Below are 23,569 nucleotides of genomic sequence, written 5' to 3'. Positions count from 1 at the left end.
TGGCGTTACGAATCGAGTTGTGATTTATTGGCCCGGTACTTGCCTAACGAGTAGGCGGCACATAGAAGAAAAATCATATGTAGCCCGATGCCGATCAACATCGCATACGGGACGATGGATTTGAACCCAAGCCCGAAGGTGAGCGCTGCACTCGATAAGATCATGAAGCTAGGGGTGTAGTTTTTCATATCCAGTTACTCCTTATCTATTTGTTAGTAACTATCTTAGGTAGAAGAAGAGAAATCAAGAGTAGGGCCACCGATAGCCCGTAAGCTATAGACAAGATAGTTCTCGTGTCTTCTCTTGATAACTGAAATCCGACAATCATAGCCATCGCTAGAGCGAACATAGGCAAAATAGCGATAGCAAACGCGATCCATTGCATATTTTTTCTTGTCATAGAGATCTTTCCTCATTTCTAAGTCGTGGCGACTGAGCGGACAATGTTTGAGGACCATCCACATTATTACTTGTTTCCCTAAATATAACAGCCCTTCTCATCGCTGAGAAGGGCTGTCTGTTTTGTTTAGGCTGATGCTTTGTCTGATTCTTCTTGTGCTTTCAACTCTTCACCGTACGAGACGCGGTCTTGCATGCGAACGAACGGGAGGTAGACGGCTACGGCCATCGCGATCGTAACGATCTGCAAGAGCGCTGCACGCCATCCGCCGATTAAGAAACCAGAGATGATCGGTGGTGTCGTCCACGGCACTTGAAGTGCGTTGAACGGGTCGACCCAGCCCCAAAGGATTGAGAAGTACACCATGAACGATGCGATTGCAGGTACGATGACAAAGGGTACGAACATGATCGGGTTGAACACGATTGGCATCCAGAAGATGACCGGCTCGTTGATGTTGAAGAGACTTGGTGCAAGCGAGAGCTTACCGAGTTGCTTCAAGTGAGCCGAACGGGCGACGATGAGTGTCGCGATGATGAAACCGATTGTGATTTCTGATCCACCGAGCTTCGTGAAGACATCGAGGAACTGAATCGTAACGATTTTCGCATTCTCACCGGCAACGAGTGTTTCACCCGCGTCGAGGAGTGCTTGGTTTTGAAGCGCGTTTGCTGTAAGGAGTGGTCCCATAATCCCCATGAGGATGGCAGTACCGTGAATTCCACACCACCACATGACTGACATGAGCACCATGAGGACTCCGACCGTAGCCGTTTTCCCTTGTGCCTCGAGTGTGACGAATTTCGTCTGGATGGCGTGTGCTTCTTTTAATGTCGCGTCACCAGCTTTGACCGCTTCAGCCGCTTCTTCTGCTTTGCCTTCTTGCATCAACAGCATCGCATGATGGTAGCTTGCTTTCGCGTCGCCTGAAAGGGCGATTAAACCGAAGATATCTTCGGGAGTAATTTCAATTGTTTCAGAAACAATATTATCTCTCCTTTTTTATATGGATAACCAAAATTCATAGGTACAAATTATACAAGATGATAGTAGTACGATACCGCTTACATGTAAACCCTTTCTTTTGCCCGAAATGCGAACATAAAAAAACGCACACGAGAACAATCTCTCGAGCGCGTTTAGGACTTGATGTTTGAGACTTTGAGCATCTTCACATGGCGGAAATGATGTGTCGAGCGCGATACGTCGAAGATTTGACCGTTCGTCAAATAGACGGTGTTGTCGACGAGGAGGGCCGGATCGTTTTCGTTCAACCCGAGTAGTTTGGCATCTTCTGCGTTCAAAAAGTCGGCGTAAATGACACGATCGGCGAAACCAATGGCGAGTTTTTGGTCGTTGCGGAAGTAGTTGTAAATCGACTTCTCGGTGATGTTCCGATCGAGATAGACGACAAGGTCTTTCCGGAAATACGAATCCTCGACCGAGAACGGATGGTCATCGACGAGACGAAGGCGTTTGACGTAATAGACGGGTGTGCCGATATCACACTTCATCCGCTCGGCCATTTCATCGTTCGCTGTCGTCAATTCGAAATCTAGGACGCACGTCTCGACTTTCCGTCCACTGAAGTCACTCGTGAGACCTTGCAACTTCTCGAGGTTCACATAATCGCTCATATAATGGTCACGGACGAAGACACCGCTCCCTTGCACTTGATAGACGTAGCCTTTATTGACAAGAATCTCGATCGCTTTTCGGATCGTGTTGCGGCTGACGCCGTATTTCGTGGCGTATTCCTCCTCGGTGAGGAGCTTGTTCGTATGTTGATAGACGTGATTCATAATATCCGTCTCAATCTGTTCAGCGACTTGCTTATACTTTGGACCCATGATTTTCTGCACCTTTCGCAACAAAATTTGTAGGTATGAATACGCTATCAGTATATCAGAAAATAGGTTCGGGTGGCGGATAATCATTCGCCATTTGTTGAAAAACGTCGAACGATTATTGAAGGAATATTTAGTAAATTTGAAACGGGAGCGAATTTGTTTTCGTATACTAAGGAAGAAATGGAAAATATGAAAGGGAGAGGGGGGAGCAGATGCAACGCGACGTTAGACAAGTGATCAAGATTCGACGGTACGGGGTCCCGGCACTGATTATCTACCTCGCTGCCTTTCTGTATGCATTGTTCGCCGAATGGATGTGGTTGATTCCTTTAATGTGGCTACTCGCCATCTTTCTCATCTTCATGGGGACAAATGAGTATCGCATCATGCGTCACGTCGCAACGAATCCCTTGGCCATCAAGTGGCTCCGCATCCAATATGCGATGACATGGCTAGAGGCGCTCTTATTGGCGGTATCGATGACGGCGCTGGTCCTCGACCATAGCATCGGATTGTTGATCGGTGTCCTCTTCGCTGTCATGCGATTCACGGACTCGTACCGCGACCGTCTCATTACAAAGAAACTACAGGCAGTAGAGCCGGACATGCCGACCTATGAACAACTGATTGAAAGGATGAGCTAAATGGAATTATCCCCGCATTCAAAACGACAAATCGATACGCTGCTACGCTTTCAAACGTTCACGGGTTGGACGATCGGCATTCTCACTGTGACGGTCATCATCGGGATGTTGACATTCGCCTCTTACCGAGACCTGTCAACAGGCGCAATCATGGCAACGATTTTCGGTTTTTGCTTCCTATTGATTGGCATCGAAGTCGCCAAGTTTAACTTGTGGCTACGGTTCGTTAAGAACAAAAAGGCGCGCAGGCTGTTGTCGTTACGTTATACGGCGATGTTCATCGGTTTTGCCGCCATCGGCTATTTCGGCTACGTCGTCTTCAATCAGACGCCGCAACCGCAATCGTTCCAGGCCTTCCTGTTGTCGCAAGCCTTTTTCTGGGGCGCCTCGTTCATCGGCAAGTGGCTCGACCGCATCATTCAAACGCATGACGATCGCTATTTGACCGACAAGGATTTGAAGTTGATTCGGGAAGCGCGTGAGTATCATGAATAAGCGAAGTCAGATGCGTGAACTGACGGCGTTCGACAGCGCGAAAAAGACATCCGTCGTTCTCTTGTCTTTTGTCGGTGTCATGATCATGTTCGTCTTAGTCGAGTATGATTGGCTTTCCACGGTGACGGTCTTCTTCATCGGCGCGGTGGCGGGCCTGCCTGATTTCTATAAAGCTTGGCGACGTGAGACGATTAAAAAGAAGTACCTGGTCTCTCGCGAGGCAAGACGCCTCATCCACTTCGGTTCGATGAGCGGATTACTCATGTACCCACTCGTTTTACTGTGGGTCTACGCTGCACTCACGAAGCTCATGTCACTCCAAACGTTCTTCCTGATTGGGGTGGTCTCGTTCCTCTTTGCGGTTCCGATTGGGAAGTGGTACGAGCGCTATATGGCTAGTCTCGATGACAACTACGTCTCTGAAGCTGAATTGAATGAAGAACGAAAATGGGGGAGCGCCTGAGCGCTGCCCCATTTTATTTGAACGTCCGGATGATGAAGTATACACAAGCAAAGAATGGTAGCAAGAACAGTGCGCCGAGCCACTCACCTTGACCGAAGACGAGCCAGGCGAACAGTTGGAACGATAAAATTCCTGCGGCGACGAGGCTTGCGAATCGGAGGGCTCTCGGACGGCTGGACGGTTCGCGCCACCAGTCTTTGAAGAATGGAAAGCTCGTCACAAGTGCCAAACCGAGGAAGAAGGCGGCCGGGAACACGAGCAAATCCCCGAGCTCGTCATTCCCTTGAACTTGCAACCATTTCGAGAGCGTCGATAAGATGATGCCGATGACGAGAAAACCGATATTCATAGCCATTCCTCCACTCCATCTAATTGATACTTCCATCATGCCCGAACGAGCCCGCCGGGACAAGCCTGTTCAAAAAAAGTCGCTTTTTAGTGAAAGTGGTGACTTTTACATGAACGATAAAAAAGTATCGGAGGACGGTGTGAGAAAAATGCTATTCGTGTCGAGGGAGAACCGTTAGTATGTAAGGGTATCTGGAGAAACGGCTGGATCGGATTGAAAAGCGCCAGAACTTTGCGGAGTTGACGAGGATGAAGGTGATCGAAGTTTCGGCGGATGCTTTCTAGCCGCCTGTCACGGCTAAGAGTCTTTCAGTAAAACGCCCGGGTGAGCGGCGTCAACAGTTTGAAAGACCCGGAGCGTGTCATTGCGCTCATTGCCGAGGCCGATCTTGTCACGACGGCGGTCGGACCGACGTTGCTTCCAAAAGTCGCGTCGCTCATCAGTGAAGGACTCCGTGACCGCGAGACGGAGGCGCCTGTATACGTCATCGCCTGTGAGAACATGATTGGCGGCAGCGCCTCGCTCAAACAAGCAATCGAGGCGTCGGGTGGAATCGGGACGGCCCATGCGTCGTTCCCGAACGCGGCTGTCGATCGCATCGTCCCATTGCAACAACACGAGGACCCGCTCTTCGTCGAAGTTGAGACGTTCTATGAATGGGTGATCGAGACGCAAGGATTGGACGCGCGGCCCCCGCTTCACGGTGTGACGTGGGTCGACGAGATTGGTCCATATATCGAGCGGAAGTTGTTCACGGTCAACACAGGACATGCGATCGCGTCATATATCGGCTCATTGTTTGAAAAAGGAACGATTGACGAAGCGCTCAAGGATCGTCGCGTCCGCCAAGTCGTTCAAGGTGCGTTGTATGAGACAGGTTGGCTATTACAGATTTTACGAACGGGAAAGCCCATACCGGGCATAGCCCGCCTTTAAGCATGGGATGAAAGTGAGTTCGGATGTGAAGAACATCCGACATTCGGGTATATATATTCCATAGACAAGTACAAGTCTCTAAAACGCCCGTGTCCATCGCACCTTTCGGATGTGAAGAACATCCGACATTCGGGTATATATATTCCATAGACAAGTACAAGTCTCTAAAACGCCCGTGTCCATCGCACCTTGAGAATCGTATCCGGTTCGGTCACGAAAACATGTGACCGGTAAAACGATGCCTGTCGTCACGTAAAAGACGCTAAAACATCAGGTGGACACACCTGCAACGACCTGTGGTGGATGGTAACAGTCCATCAGCCTGAGAACCTATATGGTCTGTCTCAGGAGGGGTGATGGCACACCCTCATCTGAAGGCTTGAGCAAAACAGAAATGGACTGCGCTCGCACAAGCACTTCAGAATCCCACGGTTTCAATCGTGGGAGTGTCAATTGAAAAGTACGGCTTCGAAGCGAAAGAACATAGCCGGTACATTCAGAAAATCATCAAACGTTTCGAAAATCCGAAATTAAAAGATGAAATTTCACGCGTCGCCCGTTCTCCGATTCGTAAGCTCGGACCGAGTGACCGGCTCGTCAAACCGGCACGAGAGCTCGTCGACAACGGGATCGAACCGAATGAACTCGCCTACGGGATCGCCGCAGCCTTGAACTATTACAACCCTGAGGATTCAGAATCTTCTGAACTTTACTTGTCGATTGAAGAGTCAGGCATCTTGTCGACGATTGAGAAGTACCTCGGGTTGAGTGAAACGGACACGCTGACGAAGCTTATCCTCGAACAATATCACTTGATTCGCGAGCAGGAAAAAGCGCGCGTGTCGTAACTTGATTCTCCTATGCCCGAGCGGCATGGGAGAATTTTTTGCATACAAAAAGACTGCAGCGACGGGCTGCAGTCTAGTTAAGCGCGGGTCTTGCCGAATTCGATGTACGTCGTGACAGATTTGACGTGCTTGACGACCTCTTTTTCCCGGAGCGGGCGGCTGAAGTAATAGCCTTGGACGTAGTCGCACTGCTCGTTCAATAACCATTCGAGCTGGTCTGACGTCTCGACGCCTTCCATGAGTACTTTCATGCCGAGGTTGTGGCCGAGTTGAATCATCGAGCGGACGATCGCTTCTTGGTTACGGTCGGTGAACAGATTGACGATGAACGAGCGGTCAATCTTGAGCACTTGAACCGGCAACTCACGGAGCTGACGGAATGACGAATATCCGGTCCCGAAATCGTCGAGTGAGATCATGATGCCGAACTGATGCAACTGGGCAAGTTTCTCGCGCGTCGATTGTTCATACGACAGCATCGATGATTCGGTCACCTCGAGCTCGAGGAACATCGGGTCCATCCCTGTCGCGTCGAGTGTGGCTTGGAGCGTGTCGACGAAGTCTTCCCGGGCGAACTGGAGCGGGGAGACGTTAACAGATAGCGTGAACGGTTTCACCCCGGTCTTTTGCCACCGGACCCAGGCGAGACATGATTCGCGCAACACCCACGTGCCGATTTGGTGAATCAGGCCGGTATTTTCCGCGATCGGGATGAACTCATCCGGTCCGACGTGGCCGAGGACAGGGTGATGCCACCGCAAGAGCGCCTCGACCCCTTCAAGCCGGTTTTGGGTGAGTGAAACTTTTGGTTGATAGACGAGCGAGAACTCAGAACGGTCGAGCGCTTGAGCCAGCGCCTTTTCAATCTCGACGGTGCGTAAAATCTGTTGTCTCGACTCTTCTTCGAACTCCTTGATTTGGTTCTTGCCGGTCCGTTTCGATTCATGGACGGCGAGACGGGCGTATTGCACGAGCTCATCCGCTGAGGTCGTGTCTTTCGGAAAGTGGCTAATCCCGGCGCTCATCGTCAGTTCGACGGTCGTCCCGTCGATATCAAACGGCTGAGAGATGGCTTTGATGCACTTCTCCGCCTTCTGTTTCGCGAGCGTGCTCCGCTTGTCAAACAGTAGGATGATGAACTCGGATGAGCCGACACGCGTCAAAATGTCGTCCGGGTGGATCGTATGTTGCAGCCGGTCCGCGATTTGGAGCGCCAACTGATCTGAACCGTGATGCCCGAGCATATCGCTCATGAAACGCCACCGGTCGATGTCGATGTATAGACAGGCGACGGGGTCTTCAATCCGGATATGTTCGGCGAGAATCCGTTCAAGCTTGTGGCGGTTCGGCAAATCAGTCAACGCGTCGTGATACGCCATGTGTTCGACGAGCCGCTGTGAGGCAATCGTCTCCGAGACGTCACGCAAGAACCAAAGGATTTGATCCATCCGCTCACCTTGGAGCGGATAGGCCGTCACTTCAATCGTCGACTCGCCCATTTCAAGCCGACGTGCTTCGTAGAACGGTTGTTGAATCGACAGCGCCGCGTGATAGTCTTGGAAAAACTGATCCTCGGTCCGGTCGAACAACCGATAGAACGCGGTGTTCGCATATTGAATCACGCCATCTTTCGTCGTCGTCACGACCGCGTCCGTCGTCGAATCGAGAATCGTCGCTTGAATCAATTCACGTCTTCGTAAATGCCGGTCGAGTGTGAGCGACAAGAAGAAAATGGCGAACAGTAAGGTCGTAATGCCGGTGACGAGCCATGCCAACAGCGACGGTTCGATGCCGATTGCAGCCGGGGTGCCCGTCAAGAACGTGAACGAGGCTGACAGCATCCCGACGTAATGCATCCCGAAGATGGCGACGCCCATCAATAGGGAGAAGAATATTTTTAGCTCCATGTGAATCTTCTCCTTCGCATATTTGGAGAAGAAGCCGATCCACAGGGCGCCGAGTGAGGCTGTGATTGCGATGGCAAGCGACAACAAAGCGAGCCCGGTGTGATACGCAATCGTCACACCTTGAATGGCGGCCATCCCGACGTAATGCATGCTCGCGATACTGATCCCCATCAACAGTCCTGCACCGATAAGGGCGGGTCGGGTCGTGTGCCGCGAGACAATCAGGAAGCCAAGGATACAGCCGGCCATAGCGATGACGACCGACAGAAACACGAGCGGCATCGAATACGTGACAGGGCGCAAGCCTTCGTGCGCCAACATGGCGATGAAATGCATCGCCCATATGCCGAGTCCAAGCGTTGCCCCACCCGCTAAAATCCACATGTTTTGTGCGGTGCGGTTCGTCGAGTTGACTCGACGTGCCAATTCGATGGCGGCGTAGGCAGAGACGGCGGCAATCATATAAGATAAAACAACAAGAAACAGATTGTGACTCATTGAGTGTTCGACGACTGGGTCCATAAGTACCTCGCTAGGATATAATTGTATTTGATAATTTATTATACTCGGGAAATAGGAGTCTACCTATCATTATGCTTCAATTTAGAGAACTATTTTCAAGGCTGAACGTTTTTGCGTTGTCTAGATTTGATCGGTCGCGCGTTACCTGCTACGAAACGGCGGGTAAAGACTAAAAAATGCGAAATGGAAAGAAGGGGTGGCCGTGGACTTTCGCCCGATTACACCGAACGATGTGAAACCGCTCCAGCGACTGTTCATGGAAAGTTTGAGCGACTTGATTCGTCGCGAACAGTTCGAGGACGCTGACTTGTTAGAGGAAGAAGTCGCCCGTCTGAATACGACGATTCAAGATAGTTTCGATGATGACGCCGTCGACGTGTTCGTGGTCGAACGAGAAGGGAAAATCGTCGGGACGGCGGCGGTATTGCCTCCAAACGAGATTATCACGGCCCATCTGGACGTGGAGCCAGGAGCGGTCGAAATCGGCTGCGTTTATGTCGCCCCGGATCAGCAACGGCAAGGTGTCGGTTCGTTCTTACTTTCAGAAGTGATGGCAACGCTTGGGGAGGATGCGACGTTTTACTTAGATGCTGGTTTCCCGTCATCACAAGACTATTGGGAAAAACGGCTCGGACCGCCGGTGATGTCACTCGATCATTACTGGGGACCGGGCGCCCCGCATAAAATATGGAAGATTATGAAAAGACCTGGCTGGAAATAGCCAGGTCTTAGTTTGATTAATAGGTAGAACGCATGAATTGATGAATCCCGGACGCCGTCGCTTCGGCCATCCGTTGACGATACGTCGTACTCGTCAAATGGGCGCGGTCGTTCTGATTTGTCATAAAGCCGTACTCAACGAGTGTCGAAGGGACGCTGTTCTTCCCGACGACGTAGACGTTCTGATATTTGACGCCTCGATTTCGAATGGTCGGGATTCGGGCGCCGAGCTCACGGTTGATCGAAGCGCCCAAGTTGCGGCTCGCCGATACGTATGGGTTCGTCGTATAGCTCTCGGTCGTCGGCACGAGTACTTCGTGACCGTGATAGGACGCATTTGTAGAAGAGTTCGCATGTAGGCTGACAAACGCGCTGCCGTTATACGACTTCGTCAAGGAGACACGGTTCGCGAGCGACAAATAAGTATCGGTTGAACGCGTCATTCGGACGTTGTAGTTGTAGGTGCCGGACAACGTGCTCGCAAGGCGCTTGGCGATGTCGAGTGTCAATACTTTCTCTTGGACTGACCCGTAGACGGCGCCAGGGTCGTATCCGCCATGCCCGGCATCGATGACGATTGTTCGGCCGGAACCGGTCGATGTGTTCGTCGTCGTTGTGCTCGCCTTTAAGTATTGGGATGAGACGTAACCAGTCTGTCCACCGTAGGACACTTTATACCAAGAGCCGTACGTGCCGAGGTACGTGACGCTTCGTCCTGAAGGGATCGTCAAAAGGATGGTCCCGGTCGACGAGGCACTCTTACGTAAATTCAAGTTGACCGTCGTGACGTACGTTTTAGCAGTTGTCGTTGTGGTAGAGGTAGACACTTTCACGTATTGTGCCGAGACGTAGCCGGTCTGTCCGCCGTAGGACACTTTATACCAAGAGCCGTACGTGCCGAGGTACGTGACGTTACGCCCAGATGGGATTGTCAAAAGGATGGTCCCGGTCGGCGAGGCACTCTTTCGTAGGTTCAAGTTGACTGTTGTCGTATAGGTTTTCGTTGAAGTCGTCGTCATTGTGGACGAGGTCGACACTTTCACGTATTGCGCCGAGACGTAACCGGTCTGTCCGCCGTAAGAGACTTTATACCAAGAACCGTATGTACCGCGATACGTGACGCTTCGTCCTGAAGGGATCGTCAAAAGGATCGTCCCAGAAGTCGAAGCACTTTTTCGAAGGTTCAAGTTAGCCGTCGTGGTGTATGTAGAGGCTGCCTCGACACGACCCGTGTCTAATCCGGTTGAGGAGAGGCTGAACGGAACGACTGCCGTCCCGGTAAGGACGAGGGATGAGCTAATGAGTAGTTTAAGAGGCCAAGATGGTTTCGGTGTATTCAATCGGGATCCGCTCCTTTTTTCTGCATCATGTACGAGACAACGACGAAATGTAATCGTCATCTTGTCCTCGTTATTATATAAGGAAACATGAAAAAAATGGAGGTTAATATGTAATTTATTTATCTTTTTTTAAAATAGTAGGTATAAAAAAGAGACGCTTGAGGGCGTCTCTTAATTTTTAAATTAAGCGTGGAAGTTCTTCAGAAAAAGGTTTATTTAAATCTACTGCTTGAGTGATACGTGGAGCTTCCTCAGCAAATTTGATGCTAGGAGCGTTGACTTTAGTAATACGTGGAGCTTCCTCAGCATACTTGATGATAGGTGTTTCGATTTTTGTGATACGTGGAGCTTCTTCTGCGAGAGGTTTAAATGAGCTGCCTAATAAAAAGAATGCTGCTGCAATAAACAATAAACCTGTTACTTTTTTCATAATAAGTTCCTCCTAAAATATATTTATGTGATTAAGCTGTGATCCCTAGTGTGTGGAAACTCAAAAGTCAGAAAGTGGAGAATCTAACAAAGAATAGATTGACTCCGATTGTTGTTCAATACGTGACTCTAAATCACCTACATACTGTTGCGGCATGTTTGGTGCAAATAATATCACTTTTTCTGAGTCTTCTTTTGTAGTAGAAGAAAGGATTGGAACATTTGTTTCTTGACTGAGTAATGTGCTACATAAAAGGGGGAATTTGTTTTCAAATTGTTGCAAGGGTTCTGGGTGCCAACAAATTGAGGCTTCAGGTAAAATATACAATATATGCCCTTCTTTTAATAGTTTAAAGCACTGATTCATTACATTTTCTTGCTCTTGTTCCACATTGATGTATCCAAATTCGTGAAAATGTTTCTCGTAGACGGTTGTCGAACTGCGCTTTAAAATAGAAAGAGATAGTTCTGGACCAAGAATGTAGATTTTTTTAAATGATCGATTCTCCTTTAAAGCTTTAGCGATCAGTTTAGGAAGTGTTTGATAATAATCAATTTGAAAAGCATTTAATATAAACCCTTTTGGAGAATTCAACACTTGGGTCAAATTGTCTAGTCCCTCAAATTGGTTTAAATCATTTGAGGTATAAACATTCTTAAACATTAATGATTGTTTAGATTGGAAATAGATTTTTGGCTTAATATAGTCTTCTGCTAGCAAAAAGTTTAATTTGCCCATTTGCTTGATTCACCTCCATGAAGTTAAAGCCTAGCTATTTAATATCTTTTTGAATCTTTTTACCCAATCAAGGGTTAACGTACATCCTAATGATTAGTTAAATTCTATCATGTATTTATTAGCTAATGAGTCTTTATAAGTTGGGAAAGTTTTGGGACAAAGGCTATTTTAAATTAAGAATTCACGTTTTATTTCCTGAATCCACAACGGATTTTAAAAAGGGACTATTAAAAAAAGCCTTTAATTAGGACTAAGGAGCTACTACTTGAAATGGAATATAATTATGGGAACCTAATAAAAGTAGAGCGAATGCGAAAAAATATGAAACAGACAGTTCTTGCTAGAGGAATTTGTTCTGTATCTTATTTAAGTAAAATTGAGAATAATCAAACCTCCCCTAGTGAAGAAGTATTAGAGCTAATTTTTGAGAGGTTAGAGTTGCAAGTACCTTTGTATTTTGATTTTAGTAATCAAGTAGATAAAGTTAAGGAAGATATTCGGAACATTTTAAAAGAAGCAATACTTAATAGAAATGACAATGCAAAACGAAAAGATATTCTAAAGTTTATTGAACACCCTGCTGTAAAACAATCTAAAACGCTTTACGTGACTCTCATGTTGACTTTAGCAAGATTCGGTATAATGCCTGGTGGAGATGCAAAATATATTACGGAAGTAAGTTGGATTGAAGATCAATTAAGTAGAGATGATGATTTAAGATATACGTTAATTAAAGCGCTACAAATGTTTCAAAAAAATGAAAAACAACTAGCTTTTGATTTAGTGGAGAAGTTGAATGAACTCTTGCCTGGGTCGGGGCTACCTGACTGGGAAATTGCGGATATGCGTTATATTATGGGCGGATTGTACTATAAGTTTACTGATAATATTCAGGCTTTAGAAAATGTTAAATTTGCGCTAACCTATTTTCAAGAAAATTTCTGTTTGGAACGTATAGTAGAATGTCATTTAATTATTGGACTTTCATATAAACGTCGAAAAAGATATTCTGATGCCTTATCACACTATCAAAAAGCAATAAAAGTTATTAGTGCTACTGATTTAAAAAATTACTATGGCATGCTTTATAACAATATGGGGGAAATTTATTCTCTGCTCGGTGATCAGGATAAAGCTTTACAATATTTCATTGAAAGTTTTGAATACAAAATTGATATCAGAAGTAAGTTATATAGTGTACTTTCGTTAATTGAGGTTAACTCGAATCAAGAAAATGAAGAGGGGGTATTACACTGGTTATCAGTAGGGTATGAATTGATGGAGAATGAAAATGAAGTAGAAGAATTTAACCGGCATTTTGATATTTATCAAAATCACTTTAAGGAAAAAAATATACCAAATTTAATTGAAAGCTTAAAGAAAGCGGTCAACTATTTTGAAACACATGATGAATACATGTACACAAAAAAATATGCATTATGGCTTGCAAAAGAGCTTCGTGAAAACGGTAAATATAAACTTGCTACTGAGTACTACGAAAAGGTTATTTCCATTATGTCTCAGTCTGAATGAAACGCTTCCTTACGAGGCGTTTTTTTGTACGCAAAAAAAAGAGACGCCTGAATCGTCTCTCAAGGGGTAGTGAAGTAATGGACGGTCCAATACGGTTCTTTTTGGAGTGCCTCGATTTCGACATGGCCGTTATGGACTTGTTGCAAGAGGTGGATGATATGCTTTTGCAAGTTCGAGTCATGGGAACCGCTGTGCAAAATCCCATCCTCGTTCGCGATAATATAGAAGCCACCAAGACGGAGTGGGATATGCTTCCGCACTGTCGTCACCGCAGCTTGAAATTCGGTTTGTCCGCCTGCCAACGGAACGGTCACGTCGAAACGTCCCCATTGTTTAAAGTCACCTAGTTCTGAGAACGTCGGTGGGTCGCGATGGTCCATCGTCATGACCTCCAATCGTATCGATCTCTTCCTGTTTAGTATAGCGGTTTTTCGGGCGGTGGCGTAGGAGAATAATCACATAGGTCACCATCGCATTCCCGCTTTGCGCTAATACTTGTCTTTTTCTAGATTATGTCAAAAAAACCTTCATAAAAGTGCAACTAGTTGAAAAAACACGACCGGGGTGGTCCCGGTCGCGCTCACTGATGGACGACTTCTTTTGAAGTCGGTAGTTCACAAATAAACGTGCTGCCTTCCCCGTAGATGGATTCGACATGCAGATGTCCGTCGTGGGCTTTCGCGATCTCTTTACAAATCGCAAGACCGAGGCCAGTCCCGCCGATTTTGCGGCGATCTGAGTTATCGACCCGATAGAATTTACCGAACAAGTTCGGTAACGCTGAGGACGGAATCCCGATCCCATTATCCCGGACTTTCATGACGACTTGGCCTTCAAGCCGCTCGAGCGAGACGAGGACGTTACCGCCATCCGGTGAATACTTGACGGCGTTACTCAGCAGATTGCCGAGCAATTGACGCATGCCCTCGAGGTCGGCCTCGATTGTGAAGTCTTGCGTCGAATCGGCATCGAGATGAATGTGGTGAGCGTCCGTCGTCTCTTGATAGAAACCGATGCTGTCACGGGCGAGTTCATATAAGTCGACCCGTCCCCATTCGAACGTCTGCTTTCCGGCCTCCATCTTTTGAAGGTCGAGGAAATCGCTGACGAGGAACGAGAGTCGTTTCGCCTCGTCATGAATCGTCTTCAAGTACAGCTCGCGACGGCTCTCTTTCAAGTCACGCTCGAGCATCAACTCCGTGAATCCGTAAATGGACGAGAGCGGGGTCCGCAATTCATGGGACACGGTCGAGACGAGCTCGGACTTCATGCGGTCGATTTCTGTCTCCGCCGTCACGTCACGTAAGACGAGCATCGTCCCGTGTAGCTTGCCGTCGCGATAGATGCTCTCGGCATACACTTGTAGGAAGCAGTCGCCTTGGTCAAGGGAGATTGAAAGTCCTTCTTCTGGTGGTTTGCGGTCGAAGACGTGCTCGACATAGCTGATGAAGTGGTCACGTTGGTCGACACGTTCGGCCAACTGTTCGATATCGATTTTGACGTCAGCTAATTCCTCATAGCCTTGATAATCAAATTGTAAGTCATCGAACATCCGGATGAAGGCGCGGTTTCCGACGACCGATTCTTCTTCATAGTTCAGGTAGAGAATCGCTTCGCGCACGGAATTGATCAATTGTGCCGTCTCTTTTCGGTCTTGTTGCATCTGACGGTACAGACGCATCCGCAACAACGAAATGGCGAGCTGGTTCGCGAAGGCGTTCAACTCTGACTTTTCACTCGCATCGAACTGTTCATCGTAACGTGCGAGGTACAAGCACCCGATCATCTTGTCGTCAGACGGGTCCATGACAGGGAGGACCGTCTCATAAATATAGTACGGATACTCATGCAAATCATCGGCGACTTTCTTTGAAGTCGCAGCCGGCAACTTTGAAATCATCACTCGTTTCAGTAGAAGCGACTTCGTCTTCAAACTTTCCTGCTGCTCTTCGGTCATCTCTTTTGGCACGACCGAACTGATTTCACCGTCTTTGACGAGGAGAAGCGCCCCGAACTCGGCCGAGGTCAACAGGACGATCTTTTCGATGACCGATGAGTAATCGAAGAGTGACTCTTTTGAAGCCAACACCTCAATCAGTTCGTTCCGATACTGTAGTTTCGTCTCGTTCTGCTTCGACGCCTGAAGCACATGTTCTAACTCTTCGTGTTTAGCGCGCATGCGTTCATTTTGCGAAGCCATTCGATTAATCAGAGGCCGCCCAATCAATAAGATTGCGCTAATAAACATGACTAACCCGGCCATCCAAATCCAGCGCAGTGTCAAAAGCTCGCTAGGGGAAACGTTGTTGTCTCGGACAAACCATGCCCCGGTCGCTGTTAAGACGAGACTCATGATACATACTCCATAAAGGATGCTAAGAATTTGGCGACTGTTCAATTGTTCAATCCACTTGCCCATAATACGCTCTACTTCCTTCCTTATCCCAAAAACCATCTCCAAATCATTTATCTCTAACTCGAAATATACAAAAGGATTCCTTCCATGAAAACTGAACTGCTCATCCAATCTATACAAGAATCTCTGTCTTCTCGATTAACATTATCTAGAGCGATATACCCCGATTTTTAGAAAGCTACACATTCCGATGTGCTTTCGTTTGACAGGGACGGGGAGCGGGGACTAGCTTAAAAGAAGAAACTAATTTGAAATGAGGTGCCTTATGCTCTCTATCGACCCACTAGCCTTGACTGAACGAGATACGTATAAATTTTTAATCGGCAGCGTCATCCCCCGTCCCATCGCTTTCGTCACGACTCGGAACGGCGAGATTGTGAACGCGGCCCCGTTCAGCTATTTCAATATCGTCGCGTCACACCCACCGCTCGTCTCAGTCTCGATTCAGCGAAAAGACGGCGTGATGAAAGACACGGCGCGCAACGCGGTCGCGACCGAAGAGTTGGTCATCCATATCGTCGACGAGACGAACGTGAACCTCGTCAATGAGACGGCCGCGTCGCTCGGTCCGGACGAAAGTGAACTCGACCGCACGTCGTTCACCCTTGCATCGAGTGATGTCATCGCGACGCCAGGCGTGAACGAAGCGAAAATCAGAATGGAATGTGTCCTGCACCATCACGTCCCGATTGAACACGAGGGCGTGGTGACGGCCGACTTACTAGTTGCCCGCGTCGTCCGTTTTCATATCGACAACGCGTTATACGAAGCAGGGCGAATCGATGCGGCGAAATTGGCGCCGGTCAGCCGCTTAGCCGGAAACTTCTACGCCGAACTCGGCAAGACGTTCGAAATCGAACGTCCGAAATAAATGGTCCATGCGTCCGCCTCATGACGAGGTCGGGCGCCTTTTTTCGGGTAAAGAAAGAATAGCCGATTGGGGCGTTGTATTTCTTTCAATCCACTAGCCGGATGTGTCACAATAAAGTCAGAACATTCAATTATATTACTGTAGTGTACAAGAGAAAAAAGGGGAGTCGGCCATGTCCTATCGTCCAGCTGTTCAATCTATCATTCAAGCCATCGAAACGGTAATCGTCGGAAAGGAGGATGTCATCGCGAAAAGCCTGACGGCACTGCTCGCCGGGGGGCACGTCTTGCTAGAGGATGTCCCGGGCGTCGGGAAGACGATGCTCGTCCGTACGTTCAGCCGTGCCATCGACCTCGAGTTCAAACGTGTCCAGTTTACCCCGGACATGTTGCCTTCTGATTTGACGGGGATCTCGATGTATAACCAAAAGACAAAAGAGTTCGAGTATCGACCGGGGCCGCTCATGGGCAACATCGTCTTGGCCGATGAAATCAACCGGACGTCGCCGAAGACCCAGTCGGCGCTGCTTGAAGCGATGGCGGAGCGGAGTGTGACGGTGGACGGGGAAGTGAAGATTTTGCCATCTCCGTTTTTCGTCATGGCGACGCAAAATCCGATTGAGCATGAAGGGACGTATCCGCTCCCGGAAGCCCAGCTTGACCGGTTCCTGCTTAAAATCGAGATGGGATATCCGTCCTTCAATGAAGAGTTATCCCTTTTGACGCGCTTCGAAAAAACTGAACCGCTCGATGCCTTACAGAGCGTCGTCACGAAACAGGAAGTTGAGCAGATGCAACGGGAAGTGCGAAACGTTCACGTCTCGAGTGCCGTCAAACAGTATATCGTTCGGTTGGTCCATGAATCACGGAATGATCCGAACACGTACCTCGGTGGCAGTCCACGGGCGACGCTTGCGCTCATGAAGGCGTCTCAGGCATGGGCCTATATCCATGGCCGCGATTTCGTCTTACCCGACGACGTCAAAGCGCTCGCCTCGAGCGTCCTCGGACACCGGGTGTTGTTGACGGCCGAAGCCCGTTACAAAGGACGGACGGCCGAGCAACTCATTAAAGGATGGCTCGACGAGATGCCGGTCCCGATGGATCGTGAGGTTAAAGAAGGATGAAAAACTGGATGAAGCTGTTCCTCGTTTGGGCGGCGGCATTCGGCTTGTACGCGTTCGCGCGCATCGAAGGCAGCATCGTCGCCTCGACGCTCTGGTGGTCATTTCTCGTCCTGACCGTCTACTGGACGCTGTTCATGATTTATCCCGTCACTGCCGCGAACGTCTGGCGCCGTGTCACGACGAAACGTCTCGTCTCCGGACAAACGATGGACGTCGAGCTCCAAATCGAACGGAAATACCCGTTCCTCGTCGGCATCGTCACATTAGAAGAACAGCCGCCCGAGCGTTTGACGGATGAAACGGAACCGATCATCACCTCGGTCGACCGCTTCTTCCGCCGGAAAGAGACGGTCCATTATGAAATTGCCCACATCAAGCGCGGCATTCACGTGTTCGACCGGACGAAGTTGCACGTGCGGGACGTGTTCGGTTTGTTCGACCGGACCCGGACGCTCCGGCTCGAGACGGTCGTCGAAGTCTCTCCGGCCGAACTGCCGTTTGATTTGCCACGCGACGAACACGTCGGCGGCCGCGGCGAACAGTATCGTCGGACGCGGACGTATACAGAAGTCGCGAACACGACGAGTGGGGTGCGCGAATACGCAGCGGGGGACCGCATCGGTCGCATCGATTGGAAGGCGTCCGCTAGGCGCGATAACTTGATGACGAAGACGTTCGACCAAGAGCAAGAGAAAAAACTATCCCTTGTTTTCGTCCCGTCCGCATCTGCCGGTCACGAAGAAGCGTTCGAACGCTCGCTGTCGCTCCTCGTCGGGGCGATCCGACAGCTCGAACGAAAGAACTTGCCGTTTGAACTTTATGTGATTGAAGAGCAAGTTCGCTTGTTCCACCTGCCGGACCAAAGCGCCGACGTTGGTCATTACTTGTTGACGGCGACGCCGGAAGCGGAAGGGCGTCTCGTCGAACGCGTAAAACGGAACTTGCCGCAGCAGTCCGGTAATCTCATCTTGATCAGCCCGTTCGAAACGAAATGGGTGCGCGAACTCATGCATGAGACACAAGGTAGCTACCACCTCTATACAGCAAACGAGGTGACGACATGACCGCATGGATCAAACGGATCGTTTACACGGCGCTCGCCGCCTATTTGTTGTCGTTTTGGGTCGAGCCGATTGTCGGTAGCACGACGTTCGACGTGACGTGGCCGTTCTACTTCTTATTACTCGTCCCGATGTTTGCGAGTCTTTTGTCTTGGTACGGCCTGATCGGAGTCGTCTTCTTCAACTTTCTTGCCGTCTTGTACGTCTATCACGGCAGTCTCTTCGATTGGTTCGGACTGTGGCTCGAAGATTTGAGCGGTGTGCTCAGCGGAGCGTTGCCGGAAGAGGCGATTTTCTTCTCGGCGATGGCGCTCATTGGGGTACTGTTCGCCATTCTCGTCGGACGGACGTATCCGAGTTATGGATTTGTCCTCGGGATGATCGTCTCGACGCTCGGCTTGATGGCCTACTTCGACACGTGGACGCTATATGATGGCGAAGGACAAATCGTTCTCGCGATTTTGGCGTCGCTCTTCCTCTTATTTGTTACGGATCTTGCGAAACGGCCGAGCAAATCGCTCGTCCGCTACGTGAGCATCGCCTTGCTCGCCACCGTCATCTTGGCGCTCGCGAGTGTCTCGCCGACGCTTGACGGCGATTGGTCCGACCGCATCACGACAAGTTTCCAAAACGCCGTCAATGAAGGCCAGTCGGGCACAGGTCGTGTCGGATATGGTGTGAATGATGAACAACTCGGTGGTCCGTTCGAACAAGATGACGGCATCGTCTTCATTACACGCGGTGTCCCGGCCCGCTATTGGCGGATTGAGGCGAAAGAAATTTATACCGGCAAAGGCTGGGTGGAATCCCCCGTCCTCGATTCGAATTTCAATCGTGGGCAGCTCGTCGACCCGGACGTCGACACGACGCCGGAACAGGCGTTGCTTCGCTTCGACCGGCGCGAGACGTTCGTCCCGTATGGCGGAGAGTATCCGCAAGCAGTCGAGACCGAGAGCGGGACTGAGTTCCGTGTCGGAGACATCGAACAACAATTCCCGAACGAGACGGTTCACATCCGACCTTCCGGAAAAATCGTGTTCGACAACGACAATCAGGCAACGCCGCGGACGATTCAGTTGCGTTATAGCGTCCCGTCGTTCACGGAAGACCAGCTCAATTTAAATGAACCGGTGACGACGTTGACGGATGAAGAACAACAAGCGTACCTCCAACTACCGGATTCGCTCCCAGACCGCGTCCGCGACTTGGCAACGGACATCACGGCCGACAGTGAGACGCCTTTCGAGCAAGCGCAAGCCGTTCAAGCGTACTTCCGAAACGGTGCGTTCGAATATAACACGGAAGACGTCGCCATTCCGGAAGGTGACACGGACTACGTCGATCAGTTCTTGTTCGACACGCAACTCGGATATTGCGACAACTTCTCGACATCGGCTGCTGTCTTGCTCCGGGCAAATGGCGTACCGACGCGCTGGGTGAAAGGCTTTACGATGGGCGATGCGCGTGGGGTGATTCAAGGGGAGACCGAGTATACGGTCCGGAACCGCCACGCCCACTCATGGATTGAATACTTTGTCGAAGGCGCGGGCTGGGTCCCGCTCGAAGCGACGATTAGTTTTTCGGACGCCAACTTGCTTCAAGTCGAGACGGAAACGGACACGGGTTCGGACCCTGTCGCGAACGATCCACAAGCCAACAACGATAACGAACCGACGAACCGCCCGCAAGAAGATATCGCGATTGACGATGTCGCAACGGGCGAGCTTCCGGAAGAAGCACGTCGCATCCCGGTATGGGGCTGGGTACTGATCGTCTTCGCGGTTGCCTTACTCGTCTGGAACCGGAAAGCGGTCGAACGGGCTGTCATGGTCGAGTGGTGGATGCGCCGTCCACTTAGCGAGTCGTCACTCGTCGCGATGCAACGCTACTTGATGAAACGACTGCGAGCAGCGGGATTCAAGGTTGACGGTCGGACGCCGTCCGAACTTGCGAAGGAAGTCGACGCCTACTATGAATCCGAAGAAATGACTCGCTTGACTCGTTTGTTTGAACAGACGGTGTATGCGGATCAACCACCGAATTCGAAATATAAAGAATATTGGAAAATCATGATTCGTCGAATTATGAGTTGAAGTGACAAGGCGCATACAGTAAGATAGACGCATTAGTTAGATAATTGAACAATGCATTCCTTCGTATATACTCGTGAATTGGCGCGAGAGTCTCTACCGGACCACCGTAATGGACCGACTATGAAGGAGCACGTTTCGTATACAAAGAATTGGGCGTGCTTCTTCTTCGGTTTGGTGATTCCGTGGGAGAGGCTCGTCCTTTTTTTTGAGATGAAGGCAGAAAGGTGGAGGTTTTGTGAAGATGTTGGAACAAGAGATGATTTTGGTGCTCGACTTTGGAGGACAATACAACCAACTGATCACGCGACGTGTGCGTGACCTTGGTGTATACAGTGAGCTTCATTCGCACAAGATGACCGCTGCAGAAATTCGTGAGCTCGCCCCAGTCGGGATTATCTTCTCAGGTGGCCCGAACAGCGTATACGCGGAAGGCGCATATCGTTGCGATCCAGAGATTTTCGAACTCGGAATCCCGATTTTCGGGATTTGCTATGGCATGCAGCTCATGACGCACCACTTTGGTGGACGTGTCGAGCGGGCGATGCACCGTGAGTACGGCAAAGCAACACTCTTCTCGACACCGGAAGCCTCGGCGCTCTATACAGGGCTCCCGGTCGAGCATACCGTCTGGATGAGCCACGGCGACCTCGTCATGGAAGCGCCAGAAGGATTTGTCGTGGATGGAACGAACCCATCTTGCCCGGTTGCTTCAATTAAGAACGACGAGTTAAAGATGTACGGGGTTCAATACCACCCAGAAGTTCGTCACTCAGAGCACGGCAATGAAATTTTGAAAAACTTCATTTACGAAGTGTGTGGTGCAAAAGGCGAATGGTCGATGGAGAACTTCATCGACATCGAAGTCGAGAAGATTCGTGAAATCGTCGGGAACAAGCAAGTGCTCTGTGCCTTGTCTGGAGGTGTCGACTCATCGGTCGTCGCGGCGCTCGTTCATCGTGCGATTGGCGATCAGTTGACATGTATGTTCGTCGACCACGGTCTGCTCCGTAAAAACGAAGCGGACAGTGTCATGAAGACGTTCGCGGACGGCTTTAACATGAAAGTCATTAAAATCGATGCGCGCGACCGCTTCATGGCGAAGCTCGCTGGTGTCTCTGACCCGGAACAAAAACGGAAAATCATCGGCAACGAGTTCATTTACGTGTTTGACGAAGAAGCGTCTAAACTCGTCGATATGGACTTCCTTGCCCAAGGGACGCTATATACGGACATCATCGAGAGCGGAACAGACACGGCGCAGACGATCAAGTCGCACCATAACGTCGGTGGCCTTCCGGAAGACATGAACTTCACACTCATCGAGCCGCTCAACACGCTCTTTAAAGATGAAGTGCGTGAACTCGGTACTGAACTTGGCCTTCCAGACTACATCGTCTGGCGCCAACCGTTCCCAGGACCGGGTCTTGGGATTCGCGTCCTCGGTGAAATCACGGAAGAGAAGCTTGAAATCGTTCGCGAGTCAGACGCTATCCTTCGTGAAGAAGTGAAAAATGCTGGACTCGAGCGTGACATCTGGCAGTATTTCACTGTCCTTACACCAATCCGTTCAGTCGGGGTCATGGGTGATGAGCGTACGTACGACTATGCGGTCGGCGTCCGTGCCGTCACGTCAATCGATGGGATGACATCGGACTGGGCACGTATTCCTTGGGACGTGCTCGAGAAAATTTCGGTCCGTATCGTCAATGAGGTCAGCCACGTGAACCGCGTGCTGTATGACATCACATCGAAGCCACCTGCGACAATCGAGTGGGAGTAATTATTCTAAAACCGAACATTAAGGATTAATAAAACGTTAAAATCCGTTATTTGTGTTGACATGCACGAATGACGCTGGTACGATAGAAACGTTCTTATTATATCCGAACAATTCAAATTAAATTTGCCGTATAATGTCGGGAATATGGCCCGAGAGTCTCTACGAAATCACCTTAAATGATTTCACTACGGCGAGACATAGATGGGGACGTCTGTCCCCGTATGTTTCGCGTGGGGTCCTCGGTCATTTGCCGGGGACCTTTTCTCGTTTACGGCGAGCCAAGGAGGAAAACCAATGAGCACACAGCTCAAGCAAGAACCAACGCAACAACCAGAAAGCCGGATTGAACGCTACTTCCACTTGAATGAACTGGGAACGAACGTCAAAACGGAACTCGTCGCAGGATTCACGACATTCCTTGCTATGGCGTACATTTTGTTCGTCAACCCGAACATCCTCGGGGCAGCGGGTATGGATACAGGTGCCATCTTTGTCGCGACAGGCCTCGTCGCTTTAGTCGGGTCTGTGATGATGGGTCTATTCGCGAACTATCCGATTGCGATTGCACCGGGAATGGGGCTCAACGCCTTCTTCGCATACAGTGTTGTCATTGGGATGGGCATCCCATGGCAGACCGCACTCTCGGGTGTCCTCGTCTCAGGACTCTTCTTCATCGTCTTGACGCTTTCAGGGATTCGCGAAACGATCGTCAATGCGATTCCCGCCCCGCTCAAAATGGCGGTCGCAGCCGGTATCGGATTCTTCATCGCATTCATCGGCCTCAAAAATGCAGGAATCGTCGTTTCGAATGAAGCGACTGTCGTCGGGCTCGGTGCACTCGGCACAGGGACGACACTCTTAGCTGTGTTTGGTCTTGTGGTCACGGCGCTCTTGATGGTCCGTAACATTAAAGGCGGTATTTTCATCGGGATGCTCTTAACGGCGATTGTCGGGATGATTTTCAACCTCGTTCCGACACCGACGGCTATCTCAGATGTCGTCTCAATGCCGCCGAGCATGTCTTCGACGTTCGGTCAAGCGTTCATC

General features: G+C 49.7%; 23 protein-coding genes and 2 riboswitches (1 of these 25 running past the window's edge). Of the genes, 13 read left to right on the top strand and 10 right to left on the bottom strand.

All coding sequences use genetic code 11. From position 1 onward, the window contains the following. Positions 1-5: 5 nt before the first annotated feature. From KB235_RS14570 to KB235_RS14555, 3 genes are all read right to left on the bottom strand, one after another. Positions 6-188, bottom strand: coding sequence for a hypothetical protein (locus tag KB235_RS14570; RefSeq protein WP_211779991.1), 183 nt, complete (start codon positions 186-188; stop codon positions 6-8). Positions 189-526: 338 nt separating this feature from the next. After that, positions 527-1,339, bottom strand: a complete 813-nt coding sequence (locus tag KB235_RS14565; RefSeq protein WP_276514434.1) for a PTS transporter subunit EIIC — start codon at positions 1,337-1,339, stop codon at positions 527-529. A gap of 200 nt (positions 1,340-1,539) precedes the next feature. Further along, positions 1,540-2,250: a GntR family transcriptional regulator gene (locus tag KB235_RS14555; protein WP_211779990.1), complete on the bottom strand. Its 711-nt coding sequence runs from the start codon at positions 2,248-2,250 to the stop codon at positions 1,540-1,542. Positions 2,251-2,462: 212 nt separating this feature from the next. Between KB235_RS14555 and KB235_RS14550 the strand changes: the two genes are divergently transcribed. Genes KB235_RS14550 through KB235_RS14540 form a run of 3 tightly spaced genes read left to right on the top strand, consistent with a single transcriptional unit; the run spans position 2,463 to position 3,852 of the window. Continuing rightward, positions 2,463-2,894 carry a hypothetical protein gene (locus KB235_RS14550; protein WP_211779989.1) on the top strand — a complete coding sequence of 144 codons (432 nt, stop codon included), beginning with the start codon at positions 2,463-2,465 and terminating at the stop codon, positions 2,892-2,894. Continuing rightward, positions 2,895-3,389, top strand: coding sequence for a hypothetical protein (locus KB235_RS14545; protein ID WP_211779988.1), 495 nt, complete (start codon positions 2,895-2,897; stop codon positions 3,387-3,389). After that, the gene (locus KB235_RS14540) at positions 3,382-3,852 is read left to right on the top strand and encodes a hypothetical protein (RefSeq protein ID WP_211779987.1); all 471 of its coding nucleotides are present in this window, start codon (positions 3,382-3,384) and stop codon (positions 3,850-3,852) included. The genes KB235_RS14545 and KB235_RS14540 overlap by 8 nt, the downstream gene beginning before the upstream one ends. A 13-nt stretch (positions 3,853-3,865) precedes the next feature. On the opposite strand, the gene KB235_RS14535 is transcribed toward KB235_RS14540, so the two are convergent. Further along, positions 3,866-4,201, bottom strand: coding sequence for a hypothetical protein (locus KB235_RS14535; RefSeq protein WP_034807116.1), 336 nt, complete (start codon positions 4,199-4,201; stop codon positions 3,866-3,868). A gap of 324 nt (positions 4,202-4,525) precedes the next feature. Between KB235_RS14535 and KB235_RS14530 the strand changes: the two genes are divergently transcribed. After that, a complete protein-coding gene (locus KB235_RS14530) occupies positions 4,526-5,137 on the top strand; it encodes a mannitol dehydrogenase family protein (RefSeq protein WP_246514260.1) in 612 nt (203 codons plus the stop codon). A gap of 440 nt (positions 5,138-5,577) precedes the next feature. Then, on the top strand, positions 5,578-5,985 hold the full coding sequence (locus tag KB235_RS14525; RefSeq protein ID WP_246514259.1) for a mannitol dehydrogenase family protein: 408 nt from the start codon (positions 5,578-5,580) through the stop codon (positions 5,983-5,985). 77 nt (positions 5,986-6,062) lie between these two features. Here the strand turns inward: KB235_RS14525 and KB235_RS14520 are convergent, their stop codons facing one another. Beyond that, the gene (locus tag KB235_RS14520) at positions 6,063-8,414 is read right to left on the bottom strand and encodes a bifunctional diguanylate cyclase/phosphodiesterase (RefSeq protein WP_211779986.1); all 2,352 of its coding nucleotides are present in this window, start codon (positions 8,412-8,414) and stop codon (positions 6,063-6,065) included. Positions 8,415-8,616: 202 nt separating this feature from the next. Here KB235_RS14520 and KB235_RS14515 point away from each other — a divergent pair, with 202 nt between their 5' ends. After that, positions 8,617-9,135, top strand: coding sequence for a GNAT family N-acetyltransferase (locus KB235_RS14515; RefSeq protein WP_211779985.1), 519 nt, complete (start codon positions 8,617-8,619; stop codon positions 9,133-9,135). Positions 9,136-9,151: 16 nt separating this feature from the next. On the opposite strand, the gene KB235_RS14510 is transcribed toward KB235_RS14515, so the two are convergent. The 3 genes from KB235_RS14510 to KB235_RS14500 form a co-directional block, all read right to left on the bottom strand. Then, on the bottom strand, positions 9,152-10,474 hold the full coding sequence (locus KB235_RS14510) for an N-acetylmuramoyl-L-alanine amidase family protein (protein WP_246514257.1): 1,323 nt from the start codon (positions 10,472-10,474) through the stop codon (positions 9,152-9,154). Between the two features lie 178 nt (positions 10,475-10,652). Continuing rightward, the gene (locus KB235_RS14505) at positions 10,653-10,904 is read right to left on the bottom strand and encodes a hypothetical protein (protein WP_211779983.1); all 252 of its coding nucleotides are present in this window, start codon (positions 10,902-10,904) and stop codon (positions 10,653-10,655) included. 60 nt (positions 10,905-10,964) lie between these two features. Next, positions 10,965-11,642, bottom strand: a complete 678-nt coding sequence (locus tag KB235_RS14500) for a hypothetical protein (protein ID WP_211779982.1) — start codon at positions 11,640-11,642, stop codon at positions 10,965-10,967. A gap of 270 nt (positions 11,643-11,912) precedes the next feature. On the opposite strand from KB235_RS14500, the gene KB235_RS14495 reads away from it, so the two are divergent. Next, complete coding sequence (locus KB235_RS14495) at positions 11,913-13,175, top strand: tetratricopeptide repeat protein (RefSeq protein ID WP_211779981.1); 1,263 nt, start codon at positions 11,913-11,915, stop codon at positions 13,173-13,175. Between the two features lie 59 nt (positions 13,176-13,234). Here the strand turns inward: KB235_RS14495 and KB235_RS14490 are convergent, their stop codons facing one another. Both KB235_RS14490 and KB235_RS14485 read right to left on the bottom strand, forming a co-directional pair. Continuing rightward, entirely contained in the window at positions 13,235-13,555 is a 321-nt protein-coding gene (locus tag KB235_RS14490) for a hypothetical protein (RefSeq protein ID WP_034807099.1), read from the bottom strand. Between the two features lie 200 nt (positions 13,556-13,755). After that, positions 13,756-15,528, bottom strand: a complete 1,773-nt coding sequence (locus KB235_RS14485; protein WP_246514255.1) for an ATP-binding protein — start codon at positions 15,526-15,528, stop codon at positions 13,756-13,758. Positions 15,529-15,856: 328 nt separating this feature from the next. Here KB235_RS14485 and KB235_RS14480 point away from each other — a divergent pair, with 328 nt between their 5' ends. From KB235_RS14480 to KB235_RS14455, 6 genes are all read left to right on the top strand, one after another. Beyond that, positions 15,857-16,462, top strand: a complete 606-nt coding sequence (locus tag KB235_RS14480; protein WP_034814633.1) for a flavin reductase family protein — start codon at positions 15,857-15,859, stop codon at positions 16,460-16,462. Positions 16,463-16,634: 172 nt separating this feature from the next. Next, positions 16,635-17,588, top strand: coding sequence for an AAA family ATPase (locus tag KB235_RS14475; protein ID WP_211779980.1), 954 nt, complete (start codon positions 16,635-16,637; stop codon positions 17,586-17,588). Continuing rightward, complete coding sequence (locus KB235_RS14470) at positions 17,585-18,652, top strand: DUF58 domain-containing protein (protein WP_034807095.1); 1,068 nt, start codon at positions 17,585-17,587, stop codon at positions 18,650-18,652. The genes KB235_RS14475 and KB235_RS14470 overlap by 4 nt, the downstream gene beginning before the upstream one ends. Continuing rightward, positions 18,649-20,742, top strand: coding sequence for a transglutaminase domain-containing protein (locus KB235_RS14465; RefSeq protein ID WP_211779979.1), 2,094 nt, complete (start codon positions 18,649-18,651; stop codon positions 20,740-20,742). Before KB235_RS14470 ends, KB235_RS14465 begins: the two co-directional genes overlap by 4 nt. Positions 20,743-20,783: 41 nt before the next feature. After that, positions 20,784-20,883, top strand: a riboswitch (purine riboswitch). Positions 20,884-20,983: 100 nt separating this feature from the next. Further along, positions 20,984-22,522 carry a glutamine-hydrolyzing GMP synthase gene (gene guaA, locus KB235_RS14460; protein WP_211780989.1) on the top strand — a complete coding sequence of 513 codons (1,539 nt, stop codon included), beginning with the start codon at positions 20,984-20,986 and terminating at the stop codon, positions 22,520-22,522. Between the two features lie 106 nt (positions 22,523-22,628). Then, positions 22,629-22,730, top strand: a riboswitch (purine riboswitch). An 86-nt stretch (positions 22,731-22,816) separates the two neighbouring features. After that, a protein-coding gene (locus KB235_RS14455) for an NCS2 family permease (RefSeq protein WP_276514409.1) crosses the window boundary here: on the top strand, positions 22,817-23,569 show its 5' portion. It continues 606 nt past the right edge of the window; the window shows 753 of its 1,359 coding nt (coding positions 1-753); the start codon lies at positions 22,817-22,819; its stop codon lies off the right edge, out of view.

It is taken from the genome of Exiguobacterium alkaliphilum, from assembly GCF_018138125.1.
In the GTDB taxonomy this organism is placed as follows: Bacteria; Bacillota; Bacilli; order Exiguobacteriales; family Exiguobacteriaceae; genus Exiguobacterium; species Exiguobacterium alkaliphilum.
This window is presented reverse-complemented; position numbering and strand designations above follow the sequence as displayed.

Bases quoted from the DNA above. Each gene is read 5' to 3' on its own strand.
- KB235_RS14570 (WP_211779991.1), bottom strand. From the start codon at position 188: ATGAAAAACTACACCCCTAGCTTCATGATCTTATCGAGTGCAGCGCTC.
- KB235_RS14555 (WP_211779990.1), bottom strand. From the start codon at position 2,250: ATGGGTCCAAAGTATAAGCAAGTCGCTGAACAGATTGAGACGGATATT.
- KB235_RS14550 (WP_211779989.1), top strand. From the start codon at position 2,463: ATGCAACGCGACGTTAGACAAGTGATCAAGATTCGACGGTACGGGGTC.
- KB235_RS14545 (WP_211779988.1), top strand. From the start codon at position 2,895: ATGGAATTATCCCCGCATTCAAAACGACAAATCGATACGCTGCTACGC.
- KB235_RS14540 (WP_211779987.1), top strand. From the start codon at position 3,382: ATGAATAAGCGAAGTCAGATGCGTGAACTGACGGCGTTCGACAGCGCG.
- KB235_RS14535 (WP_034807116.1), bottom strand. From the start codon at position 4,201: ATGAATATCGGTTTTCTCGTCATCGGCATCATCTTATCGACGCTCTCG.
- KB235_RS14520 (WP_211779986.1), bottom strand. From the start codon at position 8,414: ATGGACCCAGTCGTCGAACACTCAATGAGTCACAATCTGTTTCTTGTT.
- KB235_RS14505 (WP_211779983.1), bottom strand. From the start codon at position 10,904: ATGAAAAAAGTAACAGGTTTATTGTTTATTGCAGCAGCATTCTTTTTA.
- KB235_RS14500 (WP_211779982.1), bottom strand. From the start codon at position 11,642: ATGGGCAAATTAAACTTTTTGCTAGCAGAAGACTATATTAAGCCAAAA.
- KB235_RS14495 (WP_211779981.1), top strand. From the start codon at position 11,913: ATGGAATATAATTATGGGAACCTAATAAAAGTAGAGCGAATGCGAAAA.
- KB235_RS14490 (WP_034807099.1), bottom strand. From the start codon at position 13,555: ATGGACCATCGCGACCCACCGACGTTCTCAGAACTAGGTGACTTTAAA.
- KB235_RS14485 (WP_246514255.1), bottom strand. From the start codon at position 15,528: ATGAGTCTCGTCTTAACAGCGACCGGGGCATGGTTTGTCCGAGACAAC.
- KB235_RS14480 (WP_034814633.1), top strand. From the start codon at position 15,857: ATGCTCTCTATCGACCCACTAGCCTTGACTGAACGAGATACGTATAAA.
- KB235_RS14475 (WP_211779980.1), top strand. From the start codon at position 16,635: ATGTCCTATCGTCCAGCTGTTCAATCTATCATTCAAGCCATCGAAACG.
- KB235_RS14470 (WP_034807095.1), top strand. From the start codon at position 17,585: ATGAAAAACTGGATGAAGCTGTTCCTCGTTTGGGCGGCGGCATTCGGC.
- KB235_RS14465 (WP_211779979.1), top strand. From the start codon at position 18,649: ATGACCGCATGGATCAAACGGATCGTTTACACGGCGCTCGCCGCCTAT.
- guaA (WP_211780989.1), top strand. From the start codon at position 20,984: ATGTTGGAACAAGAGATGATTTTGGTGCTCGACTTTGGAGGACAATAC.